This is a genomic window from Lentibacillus saliphilus (assembly GCF_019093865.1).
GTDB lineage: Bacteria > Bacillota > Bacilli > Bacillales > Amphibacillaceae > Lentibacillus_B > Lentibacillus_B saliphilus.
This window is the reverse complement of the sequence record NZ_JABJXD010000002.1, coordinates 117815-138729: the sequence shown is the minus strand read 5'-3', so window position 1 is coordinate 138729 and position 20915 is coordinate 117815. Positions and strand designations below refer to the sequence as shown.

Annotated in this window: 19 protein-coding genes; 6 read left to right on the top strand and 13 right to left on the bottom strand. The window is 41.9% G+C overall.

The features are described 5' to 3' along the window. Positions 1-126 precede the first annotated feature (126 nt). The gene (gene pta, locus HPC67_RS05040) at positions 127-1098 is read right to left on the bottom strand and encodes a phosphate acetyltransferase (protein ID WP_217586369.1); all 972 of its coding nucleotides are present in this window, start codon (positions 1096-1098) and stop codon (positions 127-129) included. A gap of 337 nt (positions 1099-1435) precedes the next feature. On the opposite strand from pta, the gene hemQ reads away from it, so the two are divergent. The 4 genes from hemQ to HPC67_RS05020 all read left to right on the top strand — a co-directional run bounded on the left by hemQ (position 1436) and on the right by HPC67_RS05020 (position 3748). Next, positions 1436-2185, top strand: coding sequence for a hydrogen peroxide-dependent heme synthase (gene hemQ / locus HPC67_RS05035; protein ID WP_217586368.1), 750 nt, complete (start codon positions 1436-1438; stop codon positions 2183-2185). Positions 2186-2356: 171 nt separating this feature from the next. Then, the gene (locus tag HPC67_RS05030) at positions 2357-2782 is read left to right on the top strand and encodes a cell wall hydrolase (RefSeq protein WP_217586367.1); all 426 of its coding nucleotides are present in this window, start codon (positions 2357-2359) and stop codon (positions 2780-2782) included. Positions 2783-2837: 55 nt separating this feature from the next. Next, entirely contained in the window at positions 2838-3311 is a 474-nt protein-coding gene (gerQ, locus tag HPC67_RS05025; protein ID WP_217586366.1) for a spore coat protein GerQ, read from the top strand. A 185-nt stretch (positions 3312-3496) separates the two neighbouring features. After that, positions 3497-3748, top strand: a complete 252-nt coding sequence (locus HPC67_RS05020; RefSeq protein ID WP_217586365.1) for a hypothetical protein — start codon at positions 3497-3499, stop codon at positions 3746-3748. Here HPC67_RS05020 and HPC67_RS05015 read toward each other — a convergent pair. From HPC67_RS05015 to HPC67_RS05005, 4 genes are all read right to left on the bottom strand, one after another. Further along, positions 3735-4103 carry a DUF423 domain-containing protein gene (locus HPC67_RS05015; protein ID WP_217586613.1) on the bottom strand — a complete coding sequence of 123 codons (369 nt, stop codon included), beginning with the start codon at positions 4101-4103 and terminating at the stop codon, positions 3735-3737. The genes HPC67_RS05020 and HPC67_RS05015 overlap by 14 nt on opposite strands. A 20-nt stretch (positions 4104-4123) precedes the next feature. Next, entirely contained in the window at positions 4124-4408 is a 285-nt protein-coding gene (locus tag HPC67_RS05010; RefSeq protein ID WP_217586364.1) for a DUF5327 family protein, read from the bottom strand. 298 nt (positions 4409-4706) lie between these two features. Beyond that, positions 4707-4838 carry a hypothetical protein gene (locus HPC67_RS15855; protein WP_281417497.1) on the bottom strand — a complete coding sequence of 44 codons (132 nt, stop codon included), beginning with the start codon at positions 4836-4838 and terminating at the stop codon, positions 4707-4709. Between the two features lie 237 nt (positions 4839-5075). Beyond that, a complete protein-coding gene (locus HPC67_RS05005; RefSeq protein WP_217586363.1) occupies positions 5076-5378 on the bottom strand; it encodes a phasin family protein in 303 nt (100 codons plus the stop codon). A 480-nt stretch (positions 5379-5858) separates the two neighbouring features. Here HPC67_RS05005 and HPC67_RS05000 point away from each other — a divergent pair, with 480 nt between their 5' ends. Beyond that, complete coding sequence (locus HPC67_RS05000) at positions 5859-7220, top strand: YjiH family protein (RefSeq protein ID WP_246569729.1); 1362 nt, start codon at positions 5859-5861, stop codon at positions 7218-7220. A 374-nt stretch (positions 7221-7594) separates the two neighbouring features. On the opposite strand, the gene HPC67_RS04995 is transcribed toward HPC67_RS05000, so the two are convergent. The 6 genes from HPC67_RS04995 to ku all read right to left on the bottom strand — a co-directional run bounded on the left by HPC67_RS04995 (position 7595) and on the right by ku (position 16145). After that, positions 7595-8914, bottom strand: coding sequence for an aminotransferase family protein (locus HPC67_RS04995; protein WP_217586362.1), 1320 nt, complete (start codon positions 8912-8914; stop codon positions 7595-7597). Positions 8915-8926: 12 nt separating this feature from the next. Next, complete coding sequence (locus HPC67_RS04990; protein WP_217586361.1) at positions 8927-10381, bottom strand: aldehyde dehydrogenase family protein; 1455 nt, start codon at positions 10379-10381, stop codon at positions 8927-8929. A gap of 87 nt (positions 10382-10468) precedes the next feature. Continuing rightward, positions 10469-11629, bottom strand: coding sequence for a M24 family metallopeptidase (locus HPC67_RS04985; protein ID WP_217586611.1), 1161 nt, complete (start codon positions 11627-11629; stop codon positions 10469-10471). Between the two features lie 231 nt (positions 11630-11860). Continuing rightward, positions 11861-13525 (bottom strand): PucR family transcriptional regulator, encoded by a 1665-nt coding sequence (locus tag HPC67_RS04980; protein WP_217586360.1) that lies wholly within the window; start codon positions 13523-13525, stop codon positions 11861-11863. A gap of 442 nt (positions 13526-13967) precedes the next feature. After that, positions 13968-14987, bottom strand: a complete 1020-nt coding sequence (locus tag HPC67_RS04975; RefSeq protein ID WP_217586359.1) for an acyltransferase family protein — start codon at positions 14985-14987, stop codon at positions 13968-13970. A 303-nt stretch (positions 14988-15290) separates the two neighbouring features. Continuing rightward, positions 15291-16145 carry a non-homologous end joining protein Ku gene (ku, locus tag HPC67_RS04970; RefSeq protein ID WP_217586358.1) on the bottom strand — a complete coding sequence of 285 codons (855 nt, stop codon included), beginning with the start codon at positions 16143-16145 and terminating at the stop codon, positions 15291-15293. Between the two features lie 138 nt (positions 16146-16283). On the opposite strand from ku, the gene ligD reads away from it, so the two are divergent. Next, the gene (ligD, locus tag HPC67_RS04965; RefSeq protein ID WP_246569728.1) at positions 16284-18116 is read left to right on the top strand and encodes a DNA ligase D; all 1833 of its coding nucleotides are present in this window, start codon (positions 16284-16286) and stop codon (positions 18114-18116) included. A 523-nt stretch (positions 18117-18639) separates the two neighbouring features. Here the strand turns inward: ligD and chrA are convergent. Together chrA and HPC67_RS04955 are read right to left on the bottom strand one after the other, a co-directional pair. Beyond that, positions 18640-19821: a chromate efflux transporter gene (gene chrA, locus HPC67_RS04960; RefSeq protein WP_217586357.1), complete on the bottom strand. Its 1182-nt coding sequence runs from the start codon at positions 19819-19821 to the stop codon at positions 18640-18642. A 219-nt stretch (positions 19822-20040) separates the two neighbouring features. After that, on the bottom strand, positions 20041-20808 hold the full coding sequence (locus HPC67_RS04955; protein ID WP_217586356.1) for a TerC family protein: 768 nt from the start codon (positions 20806-20808) through the stop codon (positions 20041-20043). Positions 20809-20915: the final 107 nt, after the last annotated feature.

The following is a 20915-nucleotide window of genomic DNA, read 5'->3' as shown; positions in this document are numbered from 1 at the left end:
TGAGGGCTATTGGATAGGATCAATGTTAAGCCATTTTCGTCTTCTATCCCTATTACTAAAAGCAATTCCACAAAAATAAAAGCTGCTCACAGGTCCTTGCTGTGACGCAGCTTTTACACTTTACCGTTATTCAGCCTGAGCAGCAGTAATTAAAGCAATTTTGAAAACGTCTTCCGCACTACAGCCGCGTGATAAGTCATTAACAGGCTTGTTGAGTCCTTGCAAAATTGGTCCAAGTGCATTAAAGCCACCGAGGCGCTGGGTAATTTTGTACGCAATATTGCCGGCGTCTAATGTTGGAAAAACGAATACAGTCGCATTGCCTTGTATGACCGAGTTAGGCGCTTTTAGTTGCGCGACCTCCGGAACATAGGCTGCATCGAACTGCAGCTCGCCATCTATTATGAGTGATGGCTCTTTTTCGCGTGCAATCGTCAATGCTTCCTCAATCCGTTCTGTCACCTCAGAATGCGCCGATCCCTTTGAAGAAAAACTGAGCATAGCAACACGAGGTTCAATATTAAACACGCGCGCCGTCTCGGCACTTTTAATCGCAATTTCAGCTAACGTTTGGCTATCAGGCTCGATGTTAATTGCACAATCGGCAAAAACGTACGCCTCTTTTTCACGAATCATGACAAATGCACCAGACGTTCTTTGAATACCTGGTTTCGTTTTAATAATTTGGAATGCAGGTCTAACCGTATCAGCTGTCGAATGCGTTGCACCACTAACAAGCCCGTCCGCTTCACCCATATGAACAAGCATTGTCCCAAAATAGTTTACATCACGTAACGTCTCTCTTGCCGAAGCGTCGGTCGCTTTTCCCTTCCTCAGCTTTACAAACTCAGAAACCATATCATCAAAACCGTCATAATTAAGTGGATCCAAAATTTTGCACATACCGATATCAACTTTGACCCGCTCTGCTTCAGCTAAAACGGCTTCACGTTCACCGATTAATATCGGCTGCAAAATGTTCGCAGCACTTAATTGACTAGCCGCCAGTAAAATACGTTCATCCAATGCCTCCGGAAAAACAATCGATCGCTCTCTTCCACGTACTTTTTCTGTTAAATGATTGATTAAATGTTCCATATCGATGCCTCCAATAAGGTAATCATATGATGAAATTTTAAAAATGCATGAAGCCATTAAGCAACCTTTACAATAAGTTTGCCCTAATTCCATGATAAACCATTCATACATAATTCTCAGCACGAAACAACTGAAACTGTGACAATCTATTGACGCTTACCCATTCACGACACATATCTCAAGTTCTTGTTAAACAACGACTTACATCAAAGAATCCTTTATATGTTTTAATAGACAGCAATTTTCGCCGTCTAGGCGTCTTCGATATGCCCCTATTATCAATTATGTTATAGTGAAATGAGAACATAAGACTATACATAAAGGAGACAGATAGATCATGGTTGAAGCTGTGGAAACAATGGATGGCTGGTACACGCTGCATGACATGCGGACAATAGATTGGACATCTTGGAAGCTCGCATCACACCAAGAACGAGAAGCTGCTTTAACGGAATTCAATAAAATACTTACAAAATGGGAAGCCGTTGAGAATGCTCAACAAGGTAGCCACGCGCTGTATAAAGTGGTTGGGCAAAAAGCGGATTTAATGTTTATGCTGCTGAGACCGACAATGGAAGAACTAACAGAAATGGAAACAGAGCTGAACAAATCAAAAATGGGTGATTTCTTAATGCCCGCCCATTCTTATGTGTCAGTCGTTGAATTGGCTAAGTATCGCCCACAAAAAGATGGCGTTGACCCTGAAACATTACCAGAAACACAAGCACGCCTTAAGCCTATCTTACCAAAATGGGAATATATGTCGTTTTATCCAATGAATCGTAGACGAGAAGGCAATGATAACTGGTACACGTTAGAAAAAGCTGATCGCGGCAAGTTATTATACGAGCACAGCATGACCGGTCGCAAATATGCTGGAAAAGTGAAGCAAATTATAACAGGATCAATTGGATTTGATGACTGGGAATGGGGCGTCACACTTTTTGCTCATGACGTACTAGAATTAAAGAAGATCGTTTATGAAATGAGATTCGACGAAGTGAGTTCAAGATACGGTGAGTTTGGATATTTCTTCATTAGTCATTATTTAGACAAAGAGGAATTACCTAGATATTTCCATGTATAAATCTTAATATCATTCGCCAAAACGAGCATTCTGTTCACAATACAGAGTGCTCGTTTTTATGACCTTTAATGTATATTCCTTCAAATGAAACATAGCTATCATATAAGAGTGATCATACGCATACGTTTAATTGAGTGCAGTCTTGAGTTTTAATGAAACGAGGTGTTTGTTATGGCTGTCGTTGCGGCTACAGATAATGATGTTGACCTGCTTGCACGATTAATGCGCGCTGAAGCAGAAGGCGACGGGCAACTGGGCATGCTCATGGTCGGTAATGTCGGAGTCAACCGTGTCTTATCAGATTGTCTCGATTTTACGGACCTTAGAAATATCAATGATATGGTTTTTCAAAGTCCTGGAGGGTTTGAAGCAACACAGAAGGGCTATTTTTATCAGCGGGCTCGTGAGGCTGATAGACAACTAGCAAGAAGGGTTATACGAGGGGAACGGTTTCATCCAGCTTCGAATTCGTTATGGTTTTTCCGACCAGAAGGAAGCTGCCCAGCACAATGGTTTAACCAGTGGAACAGTGGCAGATTCAAAGCACACTGTTTTTATACACCCACTGCAACCAACTGCCCCGCTGTCTTTCGTTAGGAGAGTGGTGCGGTTGAGACTTGCAACAAGCACAAGATATTAAGGAGGGGTTTTCATGAGTGAACAAGATCAGAATGAAAGTCGGCAGCAGCAATATATGAGTGGTTCTTATACGAGCGGTTATCCAAATTACTATTACCCACAATCATCTCCAGCTTATTATCCATACCAATATACTCAAATGCCACAGCAACAGCCGCAACAATTTCAAACACCTACTATTCCTGGTGGTGTCTCAGGGATGCTACCAATGGAGCAATCTTACGTCGAAAACATATTACGTTTGAACAGAGGTAAGGTAGCTACAATTTACATGACGTTTGAAAACAACGAAAAATGGAATGCCAAAATTTTTAAAGGTGTTATTGAAGCTGCCGGCAGAGACCATATCATTATTAGCGATCCTGAAACAGGTAAACGGTACATTTTATTAATGATCTATCTCGACTACATTACATTTGATGAAGAGATTAATTATAGCTACCCTTTTAATTCACAAGGTCAGCTTAGTTTATACCAGCCACGGTAGCACAGCCGCCTTTGGGAGACTTATAAAACAGTAACGATATATATACGAAGACACAGCAAAAACGGCACGGTGAACGATACGCTGTGCCGTTTTTTTATCACATTTGTTGTTTATTATCTGTTAACGTAACGATCAGCTATAAGGTGATCCTAACAATACATGCATGTGACAAAGAGGCGATCAATATGAACCATCCGTTTGAAAAATTTATGAAGCTGGAGCTCGCAGCATTGGGCATTGTCATATTGACCAGTATTATAGCCATTGTAAAAGGATTTTTTTTGTTGTTGGTGATCGCTGTTTATGGAATTGCAGCGAGCCTTATCTTTGACGGCATGGTCGCCATGTACACACATCAACAAGCACATGCGTTAAAGCAGTTTTCCAGAGCTATTTTGCTCTTTATCATAACGACAATGCTATTTATAGGTATTTAACAACAGCATAGCCCAACAGTATCCAGCCAATTAAGAACGTCACGCCACCAAATGGCGTAATCATCGCTAAAAATTTACTTCCCCATATGGCGTATGCATAGAGTGATCCTGAAAATAAGACAATCCCCGCTGTGAACAATCCCCCAGCCCACATAATGCCGGTGCTTTGAATTTTACCAGCTAGTATGCCCGTAACGAGCAGTGCCATCGTATGAAACATTTGATAATTGACCGCTTTTTCCCATATGCTTAACGCCTTTGCAGAGATTTTACCCTCAAGTCCGTGCGCGCCAAATGCACCAAGTGCTACAGCCAAAAAACCGTTTACGACACCTATTAATAGAAATAACTTCATCATCATTGCACACCCTTCAGTTAAAAGTCTAATAGAGAATCGGACACGTCATCGTCTTCAAAGTCAAAATCAGACAACGTTAGTCCTTTTTGAGAATGCTGGGACGCGCCCTGTTTATGGTCAGATGGCGAAACACCTTGTTGTTTATTTATTGCTGATGGTTGCGTATCACCAATGAGTAAATCCCCAAGCAAACGCACATTTGCCACGTGTTGAATAACTTCTTTATCACTTAAGCCGGCTTGACGGGCAATTTTTAATTCCTCTATCATTTTTTCAATGATCGTTTCATGGGTCACATTCACGTCAATACCCCCTTCCAATAACTGTTATCATTATAACATGGTTATAAGAAGAACCATACAAAGGCGCACCCCATACAAGGACCTCGTGAATATAAAAATCCCGGGCAATGAATTGACCGAGCATACACAATTAATCTATATAATCAAAGTATCCTTTAATACTTGATTTATTATTTGAAAGACAAGTTCCAACAAGTATGAGATTGACTTACATCCTCAACCCACAACAAAATCTGACCGCAACGAAAAAGCCGGTCACATTTAGTTTGATAACTAATACGTGATGTTGTTGTAGGGATCACGAAACGGTTATCTTCTGGTCCTCTTGAAAACGCCCATACAGCCAAAGAATGAATTCAACTTCATTATCATTTAATTGTCTACCAAGTTCACATTCAAACTCCTTATAAATCATCTCAAAGTTATCCATCGTTACCTTGTCCCCCTGAAACAACGTGACTTGTATACGTTTCCCCTACCATTGTAGCGTTTTCCCGTACGATAATCAATAGTGTTTTTTAAAAATACAGATAAAGTGAAAAGTTGACAATGATTTTAACAAATAATGACATACTCCTGTATAAGACCCGCTTTTTTTCAAGTTACTATAAAAAATCACCAAAGAACATCGCTCGAGTTCATTGGTGATTGTCTATAAAAGGGTTATTTATTCATGATCATATAATTTTTCTTCCAGCACACTTATTCGAGCAGCTAGCTTTTCTACGTCTTCTTTTAAAGCAAACCCGAGTTCATCTGCGAGCTTTCGTGTTTGTTCATGTTGTTTAACATCCCATTCACTTGCCTTGGCCTCGCCCTTCTCAATTAAACTATTTAAGACCGATTTTGCCTGTTCTTGAGTCAGCTCATTTTTATCCACTAGGTCGTTGAGTACCTTTTCAACCCGTTCCTTTCCACTGACAGCTACACCGAGACCCAACAGGAATCCTTTTCTTAATATATCACTCATGGTCACACCTCCTTTTATCAAGATACGTCATCAAAAACAGTATTGAATATGTGTTATACACAAAGACTAAAGATTGAATGCGTAGCTCATAACGGACTTGTGAACTGTTTCCATCTTCTATTCCATCGTACACAATTAAAGCATCGCATGTGTGTACCTCTTAACCTTATTATACTAAAAATAATCGGTGATTTTAAATGATAACCGAGTTGATCTATCACTCATTTCTTAGAATGTTTGAACACAAAAGTATCAGACATATTAATGAAATATGACCACTTAAATAATGATAAAATTTTTTTCGTATTTTGCATGCCTTTTACTTTTTAGCTTATATATCAACGTTATAGCTTACATATAAATTTTGGTATTACTGGATATTAAAACGCTTTCATGAGATAATAACAGTTTTTGACCATTGACTTTTATACCTGCATCATTATAATAAAAGGAATTATTATTAAAAAGGAGGAAGTCACATTGAAAAATAAGTCGTACTCGCTAGGTGATCATTTACGCTTTATCTTACCATCGCTTATCGGAATTCTGTTGTTTATGACACCTATTAGTACAAATGACGGTGACGGTATGACAATACCAATTGCCTATATGGCTAATTGGGTTCAAGGTCTGCTAGCAGATCAATTATCTGTTATTATGATGATTATTATTATTTTGACAGCTATTATAACAATTATCGCGAGAATTATTGGACGTGACCGCTTACAAAAGACACCCTTTTTCCAGCAATTATTTCACGTTAGTCTATTTTGGACGGTAACCCGTATACTTGCAGCTGTTTTTGCTGTGATGACCGTTTTTGAAATTGGTCCTGAAGCCGTACATAGTGGAGATACTGGAGCTATTATTATTGGGGAAGATGGGTTATTGCATGTCTTGTTTGCGGTCTTTTTATTTGCCGGGATATTTTTGCCACTGTTAACGAACTTCGGCCTTTTGGAGCTTTTCGGGACAATGATGACGAAAATTATGCGTCCACTCTTCAAATTGCCTGGTCGTGCATCCGTTGATTCACTCGCTTCATGGATAGGAGATGGCACGATCGGTGTCCTTCTAACAAGTAAGCAATATGAAAATGGTTTTTACACGAAGCGTGAGGCCATCGTCATAGGTACAACGTTTTCTGTCGTTTCCATTACATTCACACTTGTCGTTATTTCAGAAGTTGGATTGTCTCACATGTTCGTCCCCTTCTATTTAACAGTCATTTTCGCCGGAATTGTGGCCGCACTCATTATGCCACGTATTCCACCCCTCTCAAGAAAAAAAGATACGTACGCTATTGAAGGTGCTACAGGAATTGACGAAACCATACCTGCTGGCGAAAACGTGTTTACTTTTGGATACAAACAAGCTTTAGATCGCGCTAAAGGTGAAAAAAGTGTTTCTAAGTTTTTAAAGGAAGGCGTCCAAAATGTACTCGACATGTGGATGGGGGTCGCTCCTGTTGTTATGACGATCGGTTTAATTGGTTTAATCATCGCTACTTATACACCTTTATTCACTTGGCTCGGATACCCGTTTGTCCCACTTTTAGAGCTTATGCAAGTGCCATATGCTGCTGAAGCTTCTGAAACAATTCTCGTTGGATTTGCGGACATGTTTCTGCCTGCTATTATCGGTGGTTCAATTGAGGCTGAGATTACTCGGTTTATCATTGCCGCTTTATCAATTACTCAATTGATTTATATGTCTGAAATGGGTGGATTACTACTCGGTTCTAAAGTTCCGGTATCATTCTTTGACCTCGTCGTCATATTCTTATTGCGGACACTCATTACACTTCCAATCGTCGTGCTCTGTGCACATATTATTTTTTAAGATTCATTAATGAACGTTATCTTATTGCATTTTCTATAAACTGCTAACGATGAAAATTAGGCTAGGACAAAAGAGTTTAACCAAATGAAAATCCGAACAATACTACCGCTCCGGAAATATACTACGCTTTCCGTGGGCGGCTGGTGAGCCTCGGGGCAACAGGACGTTGGTCATGAAGGCGTGGCGATTGTCGTCGCGACTTTAGCCTTCCTTCCCCTACCGCACTGTGGGGTCTCACCTATGCCTTCCTCCCACAGGAGTCTACGTATATTTCCGGAGCTAATGCTGAGCATTGTTCGTCTTTTGAGTTAACCTTTAAGTTATGTCCCAGCCTCGCTTTCATCTTATCCAAGCGGATGCTCTCGTATCATCTCCTAAAGTGATTGTTCAACCACTCGTAATGATTCGTGGACGATGTTGATCATGTCGTTTATTTGCGCCTTTGTAATGACAAACGGCGGTGCAAAGGCAAGTGTATCCTGACCATGATATACAATTGCCCGACCAATCATGCCACGCTTTAACGCTTCAGCAACAACTTTTGGAGCAATTGGATCAGACTGATCATCTGAAGCGAGACTAATCGCACCGAGTAATCCAAGTCCTCGATAGTCTGCAACCAGCTCATGCTCGCGCTTTAACCATTCAAACCCTGCTAATAGCTCTAACCCCATCTCACGAACATGCTCAACAAGATTTTCACGCTCAATAATAGCGAGATTTTCTAAGGCAACAACACACCCGACCGGATGGCCACTGTACGTATAGCCATGCATAAAGTTCCCATCAGACAATTCAGCTAGCTCTTCGTGTAACCGATCAGTCATTACCATGCCACCAAGTGGTGCATAACCGCTCGTAATCCCCTTAGCGATACACATCATATCTGGAACAACGTCATAGTGGTCCATACCAAACATCTTCCCTGTCCGTCCAAATCCAGTAATGACCTCATCAATGATTAATAGAATATCATATTCATCACAAAGTTGACGCACTTCTTGAAAATACCCTTCAGGCGGCAGGTTGACCCCACCAGACCCTTGAACAGGCTCACTTATAAACGCAGCAATCGTGTCAGCACCTTCACGTTCAATAAATTGCCGAAAGTCATCAACCGTGTTTCCCACATGATAGAAATCTGATGCCATTGATGTTGTGAAATCATGAAATGGCTGAATACCCGTTGCACTTGTAGACCCCATCGCCACACCGTGATAGGATTTTTTCCGTGAAACTATTTTTTTCTTTCCCGATTTGCCCTTTAGCTTCCAGTAATGGCGAACCGTCTTAAATGCCGTATCATTTGCTTCTGATCCTCCAGAGGTGAAAAATGTTGTATTTAAATCCCCAGGAGTTAGTGTAGCAATTTTTGCTGCCAAGCGAATGACTGGCTCATGACTCCAATTCGAGAACGTTGAGCTGAAGGCGAGCTTTTCCATTTGTTTCGCTGCTGCTTCTCCGGGCTCTTTTCGTCCATGCCCGATATTCACATTCCAAAGAGAGGATAAACCATCGAGTAATTTTCTCCCTGTTATATCTGTTAAATAAATCCCGTCACCTTCTGTAAAAATGAGACTAGGCCCTTCCGCTTGATGCTGTTTAATCGACGATGTCGGATGAAGGAAATGCGCTTGATCCAGCGCCACCAATTCATCATAAACGTGTTGCTTATTTTGATAAGCTGTCTGCATCATAACTCCCCCTTATAGACGATTACGGTCTTTCTTCAAATTAAACTGCACAACTTTCGGTTCTGTCATATCTTGAATGGCAAATCGTATCCCTTCTCGACCGAGACCAGATCCTTTTACACCACCAAATGGCATTCCGTCAATGCGATAATCACTGCTGTCATTAATCATGACACCGCCAACATGGAGGCACCTTGCGGCTGTCATTGCATCATCAATCCGATTCGTAAATATCCCAGCTTGCAAGCCATAATCAACGTTGTTTGCTTTTTCAATTGCTTCATGTAAATCGATCACCTGATACAACAGTACAACAGGCCCGAATATTTCTTCATCGGCAATTTGACAATGATCTGGGACATTGGACAGAACAGTCGGTGCATAAAAAGCACCTTCACGGACCCCTCCGGTTAATAGCGTTGCGCCTTTTTCAACCGCTTCATTAACCAATGCTTCAACACGACGGGCCTCCGTCTCATTAATTAACGGGCCCATATCTGTGCTTTCGAGCTGTTTATCACCAAGTTTAACCGTTCGGGCTTTTTTAACAATCTCGGCTTCAAATTGATCGTAAACCGTTTTCTGTATGAAAATGCGTTGCACGCCAATACAGTTTTGTCCAGCAGCAGAAAAAGCACCTGATACGCAAGCGGCAGCAGCTTCATCTATATCAGCATCCTCTAATACAATGGTCGGACAATTAGAGCCGAGCTCCATGCCAATTTTTTTAAGCCCGGCCTGTCGTGCAATGTGTTCTCCCGTTTTTAAGCCACCTGTAAAAGACACCATACGTACGGCAGGGTGTTTCACAAGTGTCTCACCGACATCCTTTCCACTACCTGTAATAACGCTTAATACATGTTTAGGTAAGCCTGCCTCAACAAACGCTTCAGCCAACAATAGTGCGCTCAGCGGGGTCAGTGATGATGGTTTAATAATAATAGCATTACCCGCTGCGATGGCAGGACCAATCTTATGAGCAACTAGATTTAATGGATCATTAAACGGTGTAATCGCCGCAATAATACCAATTGGAAAACGATAATAATAGCCTACGCGATCTTCATGACCAGGCATTTGGTCAAAGGGAATCGTTTCACCATGAATACGTCTCGCCTCTTCTTGGGAAATCCGTAATGTTTGGACGCATCGATCCACTTCACTTGTCGCCTCACGAATTGTTTTACTCCCTTCGCGGGCGATTGTTTCAGCAAACCGCTTTTGATGCGTTGAAACATAATGTGCTGCTCGCTCCAATATGGCCATTCGTTCGTGCACGGGGATTGCGGCAGCAGTTTCGGCCCCCTTTTTAGCCATTTCAACAGTAAACAATGCATCCTCCACGGTCGCCTTTGGAACAGTCGTAATAAATGAATGGTCTTGAGGATCATATATATCAATTACATGATCACGCTCCACCCATTCACCACCAATGAACATGCGTCTGCCTTTTGTTTTCGTCTTCATATACATCACCTCATGTGTCTCAATATTGATCTCGATATGTGCCTTTCGCCTAAAATGGGCATAGCGTTTGTCTGAGCTTGTATTGATTTAACTAATGACTGGCGCTATATCAAGGTCACCCTTTATAATCAAGTCCCTCGTATAATGTGACAAGACTTCGTGTCCTGTCTCGGTGACTCGGAACGTTTCACTAATTTCAATCCCTTCATAATCAAACCATAATGCAGGTATAAGATGGAACGTCATATTTGGCTGTAAAACGGTTTGATCGCCAGGACGTAAGCTCGCCGTATGCTCGCCCCAGTCGGGTGGATAACTCAAACCCGTCGAATATCCAAGACGTGCTTCTTTTTCAATGCCATAGCGCGACGTCGCTTGACGCCAAGCCGATTCAACTTCTTCACATGTAACACCGGGCTTCACAATATCAAGAGCGGCATTTAAGCCTTCAACGACGATTTTAGATAATGCCTCTATTTTTTCAGACGGTTTACCAAGGGAAATCGTTCGAGCAAATGGGGCATGATAGCGTTTGTAACAGCCAGCCATCTCAACAATAACGAGTTCACCTTCTTTAAACGGCTGATCCGACCATGTGATATGCGGAGCGGCTGTGCGTTCACCGGTTGGCAGCATCGGCACAATCGCTGGATAATCACCACCAAATTCAGGTGTACCTGAAATCAAATCATAGTAGATTTCCGCTGCTGCATCACATTGTCGCGCACCAGGATAAATTGCTTTTTCTGCTGTGTACATCGCATTTTGAACGATTTGACCAGCCTTTTTCATGTGCTCAATTTCTGTATCAGATTTAATCATCCTGAGCTCATTCACTAAAAGACCAGCGTGTTTAAAGTGTGCATCAGGGAGTTTCTGTTTTAACTTTTCATAAGACAGCGCACTGAAAAAATACGCATCCATTTCAACACCGATATGCTTATGTGACAGACCTTGGTCAATTAAGAAGTCGGCTACAAACGTCATCGGATGCCGAGTCATTGATTGCACATAATCATCTGGGTACGACAAAATATTACCAGCTTCCATCCAAGTCGTCATTTTGGCACCAGCTGCATCCATATATCTGCCCAACCAGATCGGTTGATCACGATCGTTGATCACAATAACGAGCTGCTCAACGTAAAATGACCATGCGTTATAGCCTGTTAAATAATACATGTTGGATGGGTTCGTGATAAGCAACACGTCTACCCCTGATTCTTCCATACGTTTTTTTGTATTCATAAACCTCTGCTGGTACTCCTGATATTCTTCGTGACTGAACAACACTATTCATACCTCCCTTGTTTCCGTGTTTCTGGCATTCACCGTCTTCTATGTCAGTATATGTGTTATAACGAAATAGCACCATTGACATAATGTATGAACTTTCAGAAACAACTCTATACAAAGTGTATGAAAGCGTTGTCTTTTATGTGTGGAAAGAGACTGATCATCTCCTTAAGCATTTCCTCATTAATCATTGAACAGTTTATTTTTCCATACACCGGTCTGCCATAATTTCACACTGAATTGTAGTAAAAAGATATCATCCGGATTAACAAGTGATAATCCTGTCAACGTTTCAATTTTACGAAGCCGATACAACAGTGACTGACGGTGTAAATTTAATAGTCTTGCAGAACGGCTGACATTGCTATTTTGATTGGCGTAAACGTTGAACGTCTGAATTAAATTGGCTTCACGTTCACGATCATACTCAATAAGAGGGGAAATTGTTGTAAACATAATGTCCTGAATTTCATCGTGATGGGCAAGACTGAGCATCAATCGGTTCAACTGGGTATCTTCATAATGAACTCTCTGTCCTTGACCTTTCTGTTGCCGTCCCATATCGAGCGCTGATCGGGCCTTTTTGAAGCTTTCATTAAATACCATAACGCCATCCTCATGCTTACCAATCCCCCAGGAGCATATGACGCCTGGGATAATGGCATTTAAACGCTTTTCCACCAGGTCGAGATAATAATGGACTGTCCCCTGTAAAGTATCATCGTCTGCTTCTAAATAAATGATTAGTAAATCCTCGTCGAACGTAAATGCGACTTGCTTCTCAACGACTTGACTTGCATAACGGATTTCTTCTTCCATATAATAGATCAAGCTTTGAAGGCCATATTGTGTGTCTTGGTAACGATCCTCTGACAGGTCATCGATATTTTCCGGTAATCCAACAATACATACGTAGGACAAATAAAGGTTATAACCAAATATTTTGGCACGGTTTCGTATATGGTCTGTCACGTATCCGGGGGTCTTAGCAAGATTCCAAATAAAGTCGTTGCGGAGACGATTTTCAGTTTTAATGATGGCGTCTTCACGCGAGCTCCAAAGGGCGGCAGCTGCTGATAAATACTCAAGAATATGCAGGACATTACCTGTCACACGGACGCCCTTCGGAAGAAGAATGATGAAGCTCCCTCGGTCGAGTCCACCTGCTGAAATTGATTTTTTGATCAAATGACATTCGTTAACCACCATTTTTTCAATATGGTGTGATACCGGTTCTTCAATATGTGTGCCGTCTCTCGATTCCAAATTAGCCCACAGTCGTGTCATGTCCAGTGCGTTTTCTGTGTTAGGCTTTATGCGTCCTTTCTCATCACGAAAAACGATCGACCAGCCTAGAGTTCTCTCAGCATACTTCACAATATCTGATAAATCCTTTCCTTGAACGACGAGATCAATCAATCGCTTCTGAATTCTCCGCGAGTGACGTGATATATCGTCCTGCCATTCATTCAACTTCATCATAACGGTGCGTTGAATATCTGCAAACCGAATTTCCCACGGGATCTCGATCAAAACAAATTGCTGTTGCCGAGTATACTGTAAAACATTGTCCGGAATTTCAAATATGTAGCGACCTGTTGCAATTGCTAAGGCAGAAGCACCAGACTCATAAATGTCTTTTACAAATTCAAGCAATTGTTCAGGTGTGTTTTCAAAGCCCATACCAATTGTTAGGATAAACTCATTTTGACGTACGAAGTCTTCTACAGTCCCTTCAATTACGGATACCCACTCAACATGACGGTGTCTCAGTACGTTTGAGCCTGTTTTTACAGTGGCTGTTTTTAAAATAGGTAACTCCAAAATGTCTTCAACCGCCAAATGCATGGTCTCATCTCCTCACCTGTGAAATATCTTGTCAATCAGATGGAAAACTACAGCATGGTCTTGCTGCCAAACTTATATAAACTGAATGATATATGTTTTCAGACTAATAAGCAATTGATCAAATGTTTGATTGAAAGTTGTGCTGAGGAAGCAGTCGAATGATAACATGCACCTTGCCTAGATATTTAACAGTACTAAAATCCAAAAAACAAACCACCCCCAGTTAGGGATGGTTAATTGCTGTCGATTCTATTATAAAGTTAAGGGGGTAATTAAGTATACGTTTTAATCGCGATTAGGTTGCAATCATTTTTAGGAATGAGCAAAAGGAGCTACGGACAATATAGACACCGTTCACAAAATGCCTCTGCTCAGAATCAAATCGGTTACAGTTACCATACCGTTTTTTCTATCATGTGTCACAACTGAGGATACCTTTAAATTAAGTTGGTGATCTCGATTCGTTTTTCGTGATGGAATGTATTGCTTTTCTGAAATGGTACATCTGCACTTCAATTAAGGGCTTTGTCAGTGTTCTAATTGGTTTGCTAGATAAAATATATACGATTAAAGCTGAAAAAGACACATATATGGCAACATCCATTGGTCCGTGAAATTGAGCAACTGATATGTCCGTCACACGTAGAAACTGAATGATAAATCCATGTAATACATACACGTATAGCGTCCGCACACCGAGCTCGGTAATCGGAAATCGTCTGCGTGGTACCCAAGCAAGCACGCTAACGACCATTATGGCTGACGTGATATAAATGAGCAATCTCGCAACCCCACCAAAAGTCGGTTCACCGAGGGTCGCATAAGACTTTGATGCAAGAAGCCAACCCGAGTTAAATTCTGGAGCGAGCGCTATGGCGATTGCAACTGTTGTCATGACAATAAGCGCTGCCACCTTAACTTGAATATGCTTCAATTGCATAAGCTGATGCTTCGTCAACCAATATCCGATTAGAAAGAAAGGAAAAAACACCAATGTCCGCGACAAGCTTAACGTATGACCAATATCGCCAATATAACCGGCGATAAGTCCAATTTGAATAGATATGAGCAGCCCAAGCGGTGCTGGCCACCTTTTAAAAACGATTAATAATATATGCCAGCTAAACAAACTAAGCAAAAACCAAAGTGACCATTGCGGATGAACGAGACTGGCTTGCCAATCAGCTTTACCAATCATAAAATAGTAACCAGTATATATGAGTTGAAAAATAACATAAGGAATCAAAAGCTTTTTAATTAATGTAGCGATATAACGCTTTGTACCAGAGCCTTTCGCAAAAAAACCTGCGATTAAAATAAACGCCGGCATATGGAATGTATAGATCCACATGTATAGTGTATTCAACGCAGCTGAATCACTTGTATAAGGCTGAATAACGTGGCCAAATACGACGAGAAATATTAATAGGACACGCGCATTGTCAAAGTATGCTTCTCTCATTTTTCAATCACCTTTATCATTCACAATAGGTTGTTGTTTCCTTAAGTAGCATATACCCTTGGACATCGTTAGAACAACAGGTTCTGAGTGATTTAACCCTTTTGAAAATGAATTGTAGTGATTATGAAACTAATGAGAAGTAATTGTTATTTTAGGATCATTATCTGTAAGTTTAGTTATATTTTGTATTTTATTCCTTTATTATTTACATATTGTCTAACATTTTATCTTTTGGTTAAAACACCCAACCGCTACAATGCAAATAAAAAAGACCGTACAGGGCCATACGATCTTTTTCCCATATTATTTCGATGCCGTTTTCTTTTTGGCAGTAGCTGTCGTTTTTCGACGTCTAGGTTGTGCCTGTTTTGGCTTTGGCTTGTCCTTTTTAGCCTTTTCTAGTGATGCCTGCAACGCTTCCATAAGGTCTGTAACGTTATCCTGAGCTGGCACTTTCGGAGCAGTTGTGATCTGTTCATTGTTTTTCTTCGCCTGTATCAAGTCGAGGAGAGCTGTTCTATAGTCATCATGGTACTTTTCTGGATCGAATTCAGTCGTTAACTGATCAATCAACAGTTTTGCTGTGTCTATTTCTTTTTTTGCCATCTCGATGTTTTCAGGTACATTAGGAACATCTTGCACGCTGCGAACTTCATCTGGATAATGAATCGTTTCAACGACGAGCGTATTCTGATAAATTCGAATGACGGCAAGCTGTTCCTTGGACCGTATCATCATTTTAGCAACGCCTATTTTCCCCGTGTCAGAAAGGGCTGCGCGTAGCAGGCCATATGCCTTTGTTCCACCTTCATTTGGAGATAAATAGTAGCTTTTATTAAAATAGATTGGGTCTATGTCTTCAAGCTTAACGAAATCAATAATTTCAACCGCTTGTTCGCCCTTTTCGCCTTTTATTTTTGCGAAATCACTTTCTTCAAGCATGACAAATTTATTCTTCGCATATTCATATCCTTTTACAATTTCGTCGTTTGCCACTTCACGATCACATACTGGGCACACCTTTTCATATTTAATTGGAGATTGGCATTCTTTATGGAGCTGTCTGAGCTTCACATCTTTATCCTCGGTAGCAGCATGCAGCTTCACCGGGATGTTTACGAGACCGAAGCTGATCGTTCCTTTCCACATCGTGTGCATCGGATCGCCTCCTTTTATAAAGTCAGCATTCATTGATGTTTAGTTTGTTCTTTAAGGTTTGTTTTATCCACTTGTATTAAAGGTCTATTGAGACGGACATGATAACGGTAAAGAATTCTGCGTGAAGGAGGAACTGTTATGGGCTTGAAACAGTCCGTCATGAAGCCGATTGCGCGCCAAGAGAGCCCCGTTGGAGATGAGTGGGTTTATGAAGTGAAATATGATGGCTTTCGTTGTGTACTTGATTGGGATGGGCAAACATTAAGCTTAACGAGTAAACATAACAAAGACTTAACACCGCAATTCCCTGAAGTTGTCCAAGTGATGCATGCGTTTTTCGCAGCAAAAGATGATGTGAAATCGATAACCCTTGACGGGGAGCTGGTCATATTGAACAATCCATATCAAGGAAATTTTTCGTTGTTACAAAAACGTGGTCGAATGAAAACTGAAGTAGTAATTCAGGAAGCTGCTAGACAACGTCCTGCGACCTTTATGGCTTTTGACATTCTCTTCTACAACGGAGATGATTTTGCGAATAAGATGTTTTTTGAACGAAAGGAAATGCTCAAAGCTGTCATTGCAGACATGCATAACAATCAAGCCGTACAAGGATTGTCGGAGATCATTGCTTATGTACCAGCGAAAACGGACATGCGCAATCTTTGGAATACAATTTTTGACTTCAAAGGGGAAGGGATGATTACGAAACGAACAAAAAGCATTTATCATCAGGGAAAGAAGCATTACGATTGGTTTAAAATCAAAAATTGGCGAACAGTTACCGGTGTCTTAACTGCATATGATCCTTCAAATGGTTATTTTACAGTCAGCGTCAATGACGAACAAAGCTGGATTCCTATTGGGAAATGCAAGCACGGGCTTGATGACACGACAAAAAAGACGTTGCAGATGCTATTTCAAGAAGATGGCATCCATCAGAACGGTGCGTTACAACTTCCGCCAGCAATTGCAGCGACCATACATACTTTAGATATGACAGATGCCGAATTACGCGAGCCTGAATTCGTCCTCATTTCACCGTTAACCGAACGACTGGCATGTACGGTGCAGCAATTAGAGCTGAATTTAGCGATGTTACCTCAAACTGTTGATCTTTCAAATACGGATAAACCATTTTGGCCTGATGCTGATCTCACAAAAGGTGATTTACTTGTGTACATGCGCGAGGTTTCCCCTTATATGCTACCTTTTTTAAAGCAGCGTGCGCTAACGCTCATTCGCTTTCCAGACGGAGTTAATGGAACGCACTTTTTCCAAAAGCATTTACCGGATTATGCACCCGAATTTATACCGGCTGGTAAAATGGCTGGCAAGAAAGTGATTCTTTGCGATGGCCTTGATGCTCTCATTTGGTTTGCCAATCATGGAGCCATTGAATACCATATTCCTTTTCAAACGTTCAATGAAGCAACACCATCTGACATTGTGTTTGACTTAGACCCACCTAATCGTGGGCATTTTCAATTGGCTGTATATGCTGCACACTTGATCAAACGTTTGATTGATGGCCTTGAACTCGAGGCATTTGTAAAAACGTCAGGCAATAAAGGCTTGCAAATTCATATTCCACTTCCTGACAATAGACTGACTTACGATGATACGGCTATTTTTACAGAAGCGCTCGCCAAAACGATTGAACAAGCTGAGCCTGACCTGTTCACGACAGAAAGGATGAAGGACAAACGGAACGGTCGACTTTACATTGATTATGTTCAGCACGGAAAGGATAAGACGATTATCGCCCCTTATTCTCCGCGTAGTACTGGAGAAGCGACTGTTGCGACACCGCTTTTTTGGGAAGAGCTAAACGAAGAACTGCGCCCAGAGCAATTCACCATTAAGAATGTCGTCAAACGTATTCAAACACTGGGATGCCCATGGGCACATTATTTTAAAGCAGGTACAGATCAGCGTTTAGATGCCTTGGAAAAGCTCATTGCTCAATAAACATTGAGAATGGGTGGAGCGTGGGTATGCGGCTGTTTTACGATATATGCGGCTGCTTCGCGATATATGCGGCGCGAGGGTCCGATAGCGTGCGGTTCACGATATATGCGGTGCGACTGACGGATATGCGGCTACTTTTGCATATATGCGGCGCGGCCTGCGGATATGCGGCTCCTTCACGACATATGCGCCACGGCGGGCGGATATGCGTGCGCTTCGCGACATATGCGGTGCGGCGGGCGGATATGCGTGCGCTTCACGACATATGCGGTGCGACGGGCGGATATGCGGCTGCTTCACGATATATGCGGCGCGGCGGACGGATATGCGTGCGCTTCACGATATATGCGGCGCGGCCTGCGGATATGCGGCTCCTTCACGATATATGCGCCACGGCGGGCGGATATGCGTATGCGTATGGAATTTCTTTTGTTCACAGACAAATACAGTAGCACCCTCTTGTTCGTAGGCAAAGGCGAGTGCTACTGTGGATCATCATTAACAACAAGCGCCGCATAAGAAACTATCCAAAAACTGCTGCGAAGCCTGTTCCTAGGACAACACCAGCAATGACAACGGCCCAGGCTGGTAGCTTCCAAAAATAAAGCATCGAAAATAATATTGCAGCAAGCGCAAAGTCTACACCATCAACAATGGCACTCGTGAAGACAGGATTATAAAATGCCGCAAGTAAAATGCCAACAACCCCAGCATTGACACCCGTCAATATCCCTTGAAAACGTGTACGCTTTCGGAGTGCTTCCAGAAAAGGTAATGTACCGATAATGAGTAAAAACGACGGTAAAAAGATGGCAATAACCGCAACAGCTGCACCAGCGACGCCGTGCATCATCGTACCGAGGTAACCGGAAAACGTAAATAGAGGGCCCGGTACAGCCTGAGCCATTCCATAGCCAGACAAAAATTCACCGCTCGTTAACAAGCCAGCCGGTACAACCTCCTGCTCTAATAACGGCAACACGACATGACCACCGCCAAATACGAGTGAACCAACTCGGAAAAATGTATCAAATATTCCTACAAATACGTTTTCAGTCATTCGTGCCAAGACTGGTAATGCAACAAGGAGAACACCGAGTAAGGCAAGTGATGCAATACCGAGCTTTTTAGAGATCGATATCGAAAAAGGTGTGACCTTGGATTCAACTTTATTAGAATAAAAGATCCAGCCTATGATGCCAGATACGACAATAACGGCTATTTGAATTTGAACAGATGGAAATAGGAGCATCACAAGCGCCGCTGCTAAAGCAATTGCAATCCGCGGCTTGTCAGGCGTTAGTTTTTTCCCAAGACCAAGAACGGCATGTGCAACCACTGCAACAGCTACGATCTTAAGACTGACAATCCACGCAGCATCCTGTATCGTTAAAGATTGATATAAAAAAGCGAATAACACGAGCACGATAACAGACGGCATCGTAAAGCCAAACCAAGATACGACACCACCGGTAATCCCACCGCGTAGCATACCAATAGCAATTCCAACCTGACTGCTCGCCGGCCCCGGCAGAAACTGACATAACGCAATGATATCAGCGTATGTACGATCGTCTAGCCACTTTCGTTTATCTACATATTCATTTTTAAAATAACCGAGATGAGCAACCGGACCGCCAAATGACGTCAAGCCTAATTTAAGCGATGTCCATAAAATGTCGAGTAAGGATTGTGTGCGTTTCATAGTCGCCTCCCAAACATGATATTTCTACCAATTTAACATATTGCGACCTTTGAAAGGGTATTTTTACAAATAATTTACAAAGGGAATCAATCATACCTGACGATACCCTATTTGCTTGAAAACTTCACGCTTTCTTCTGCAGTCTTTACGATATCCAAAAAAAACAGGCAGCCGCACATAACGGTCTGCCCAACTTTATTTGTTTATTTTTTTCACACGTTACACAGACGGTTGGTCGCGTTGTTCCTTCTTCCCTGATGACCAAAACCACCCTGTCGCAGCAATCGCAACCAATACACCGTAAAAGATGAGTTTCCATGTTGTCGAATGTGGGAAGTCGTGTGGAATCCATGCGATGTCCTCATGTGCCATAACGATGACAGCAAGCTTGACACCGACCCAACCGACGATATAAAACGCAGCCACTTCAAGTGCTGGACGCTTGTTCAATAAATCAACAAAAATATTGGCAGCAAAACGCATAATGATTAAACCAATCATACCGCCAGCAAATACGACGAGGAATTGTCCTGTATCGAGGCTACCAATTGTTCCAATCCCTGTAGGCGGCAACGCGACGGCAATTGCCACCGCAGCGAGAATCGAGTCAACCGCAAATGCGAGATCCGCAAATTCAACCTTCAAAACCGTCATCCAAAAACCAGAACCATTTCCTTTTGAACTTGTTACTTCGTCTTTATGACGGTACTTATCGACCAAGTGCTTAATGGCAATAAATAGTAGGTATGCCGCACCAAGTGCCTGAACCTGCCAAATATCAACAAGAAACGAAATGATGAACAGTGATCCGAAACGTAGTACGAAAGCCCCTGCCAGGCCGTAGAATAATGCTCTTTTCCGTTCCTTTGGTGGGAGATGTTTGACCATAATCGCCAAAACAAGTGCATTATCAGCAGCGAGTAAGCCCTCTAAACCGATGAGGACAACGACGACCCATAAATACTCAAGTAGTAATTGCATTTCCATAATTTGATGTCTCTCCTTTTAGTAAATAGACTGTTTCAGGAAAAGGCCATCAAAAAAGACCCTTACCCATCAACGGTAAAGGTCTCGCAAACAACGTGGTGTTGCCA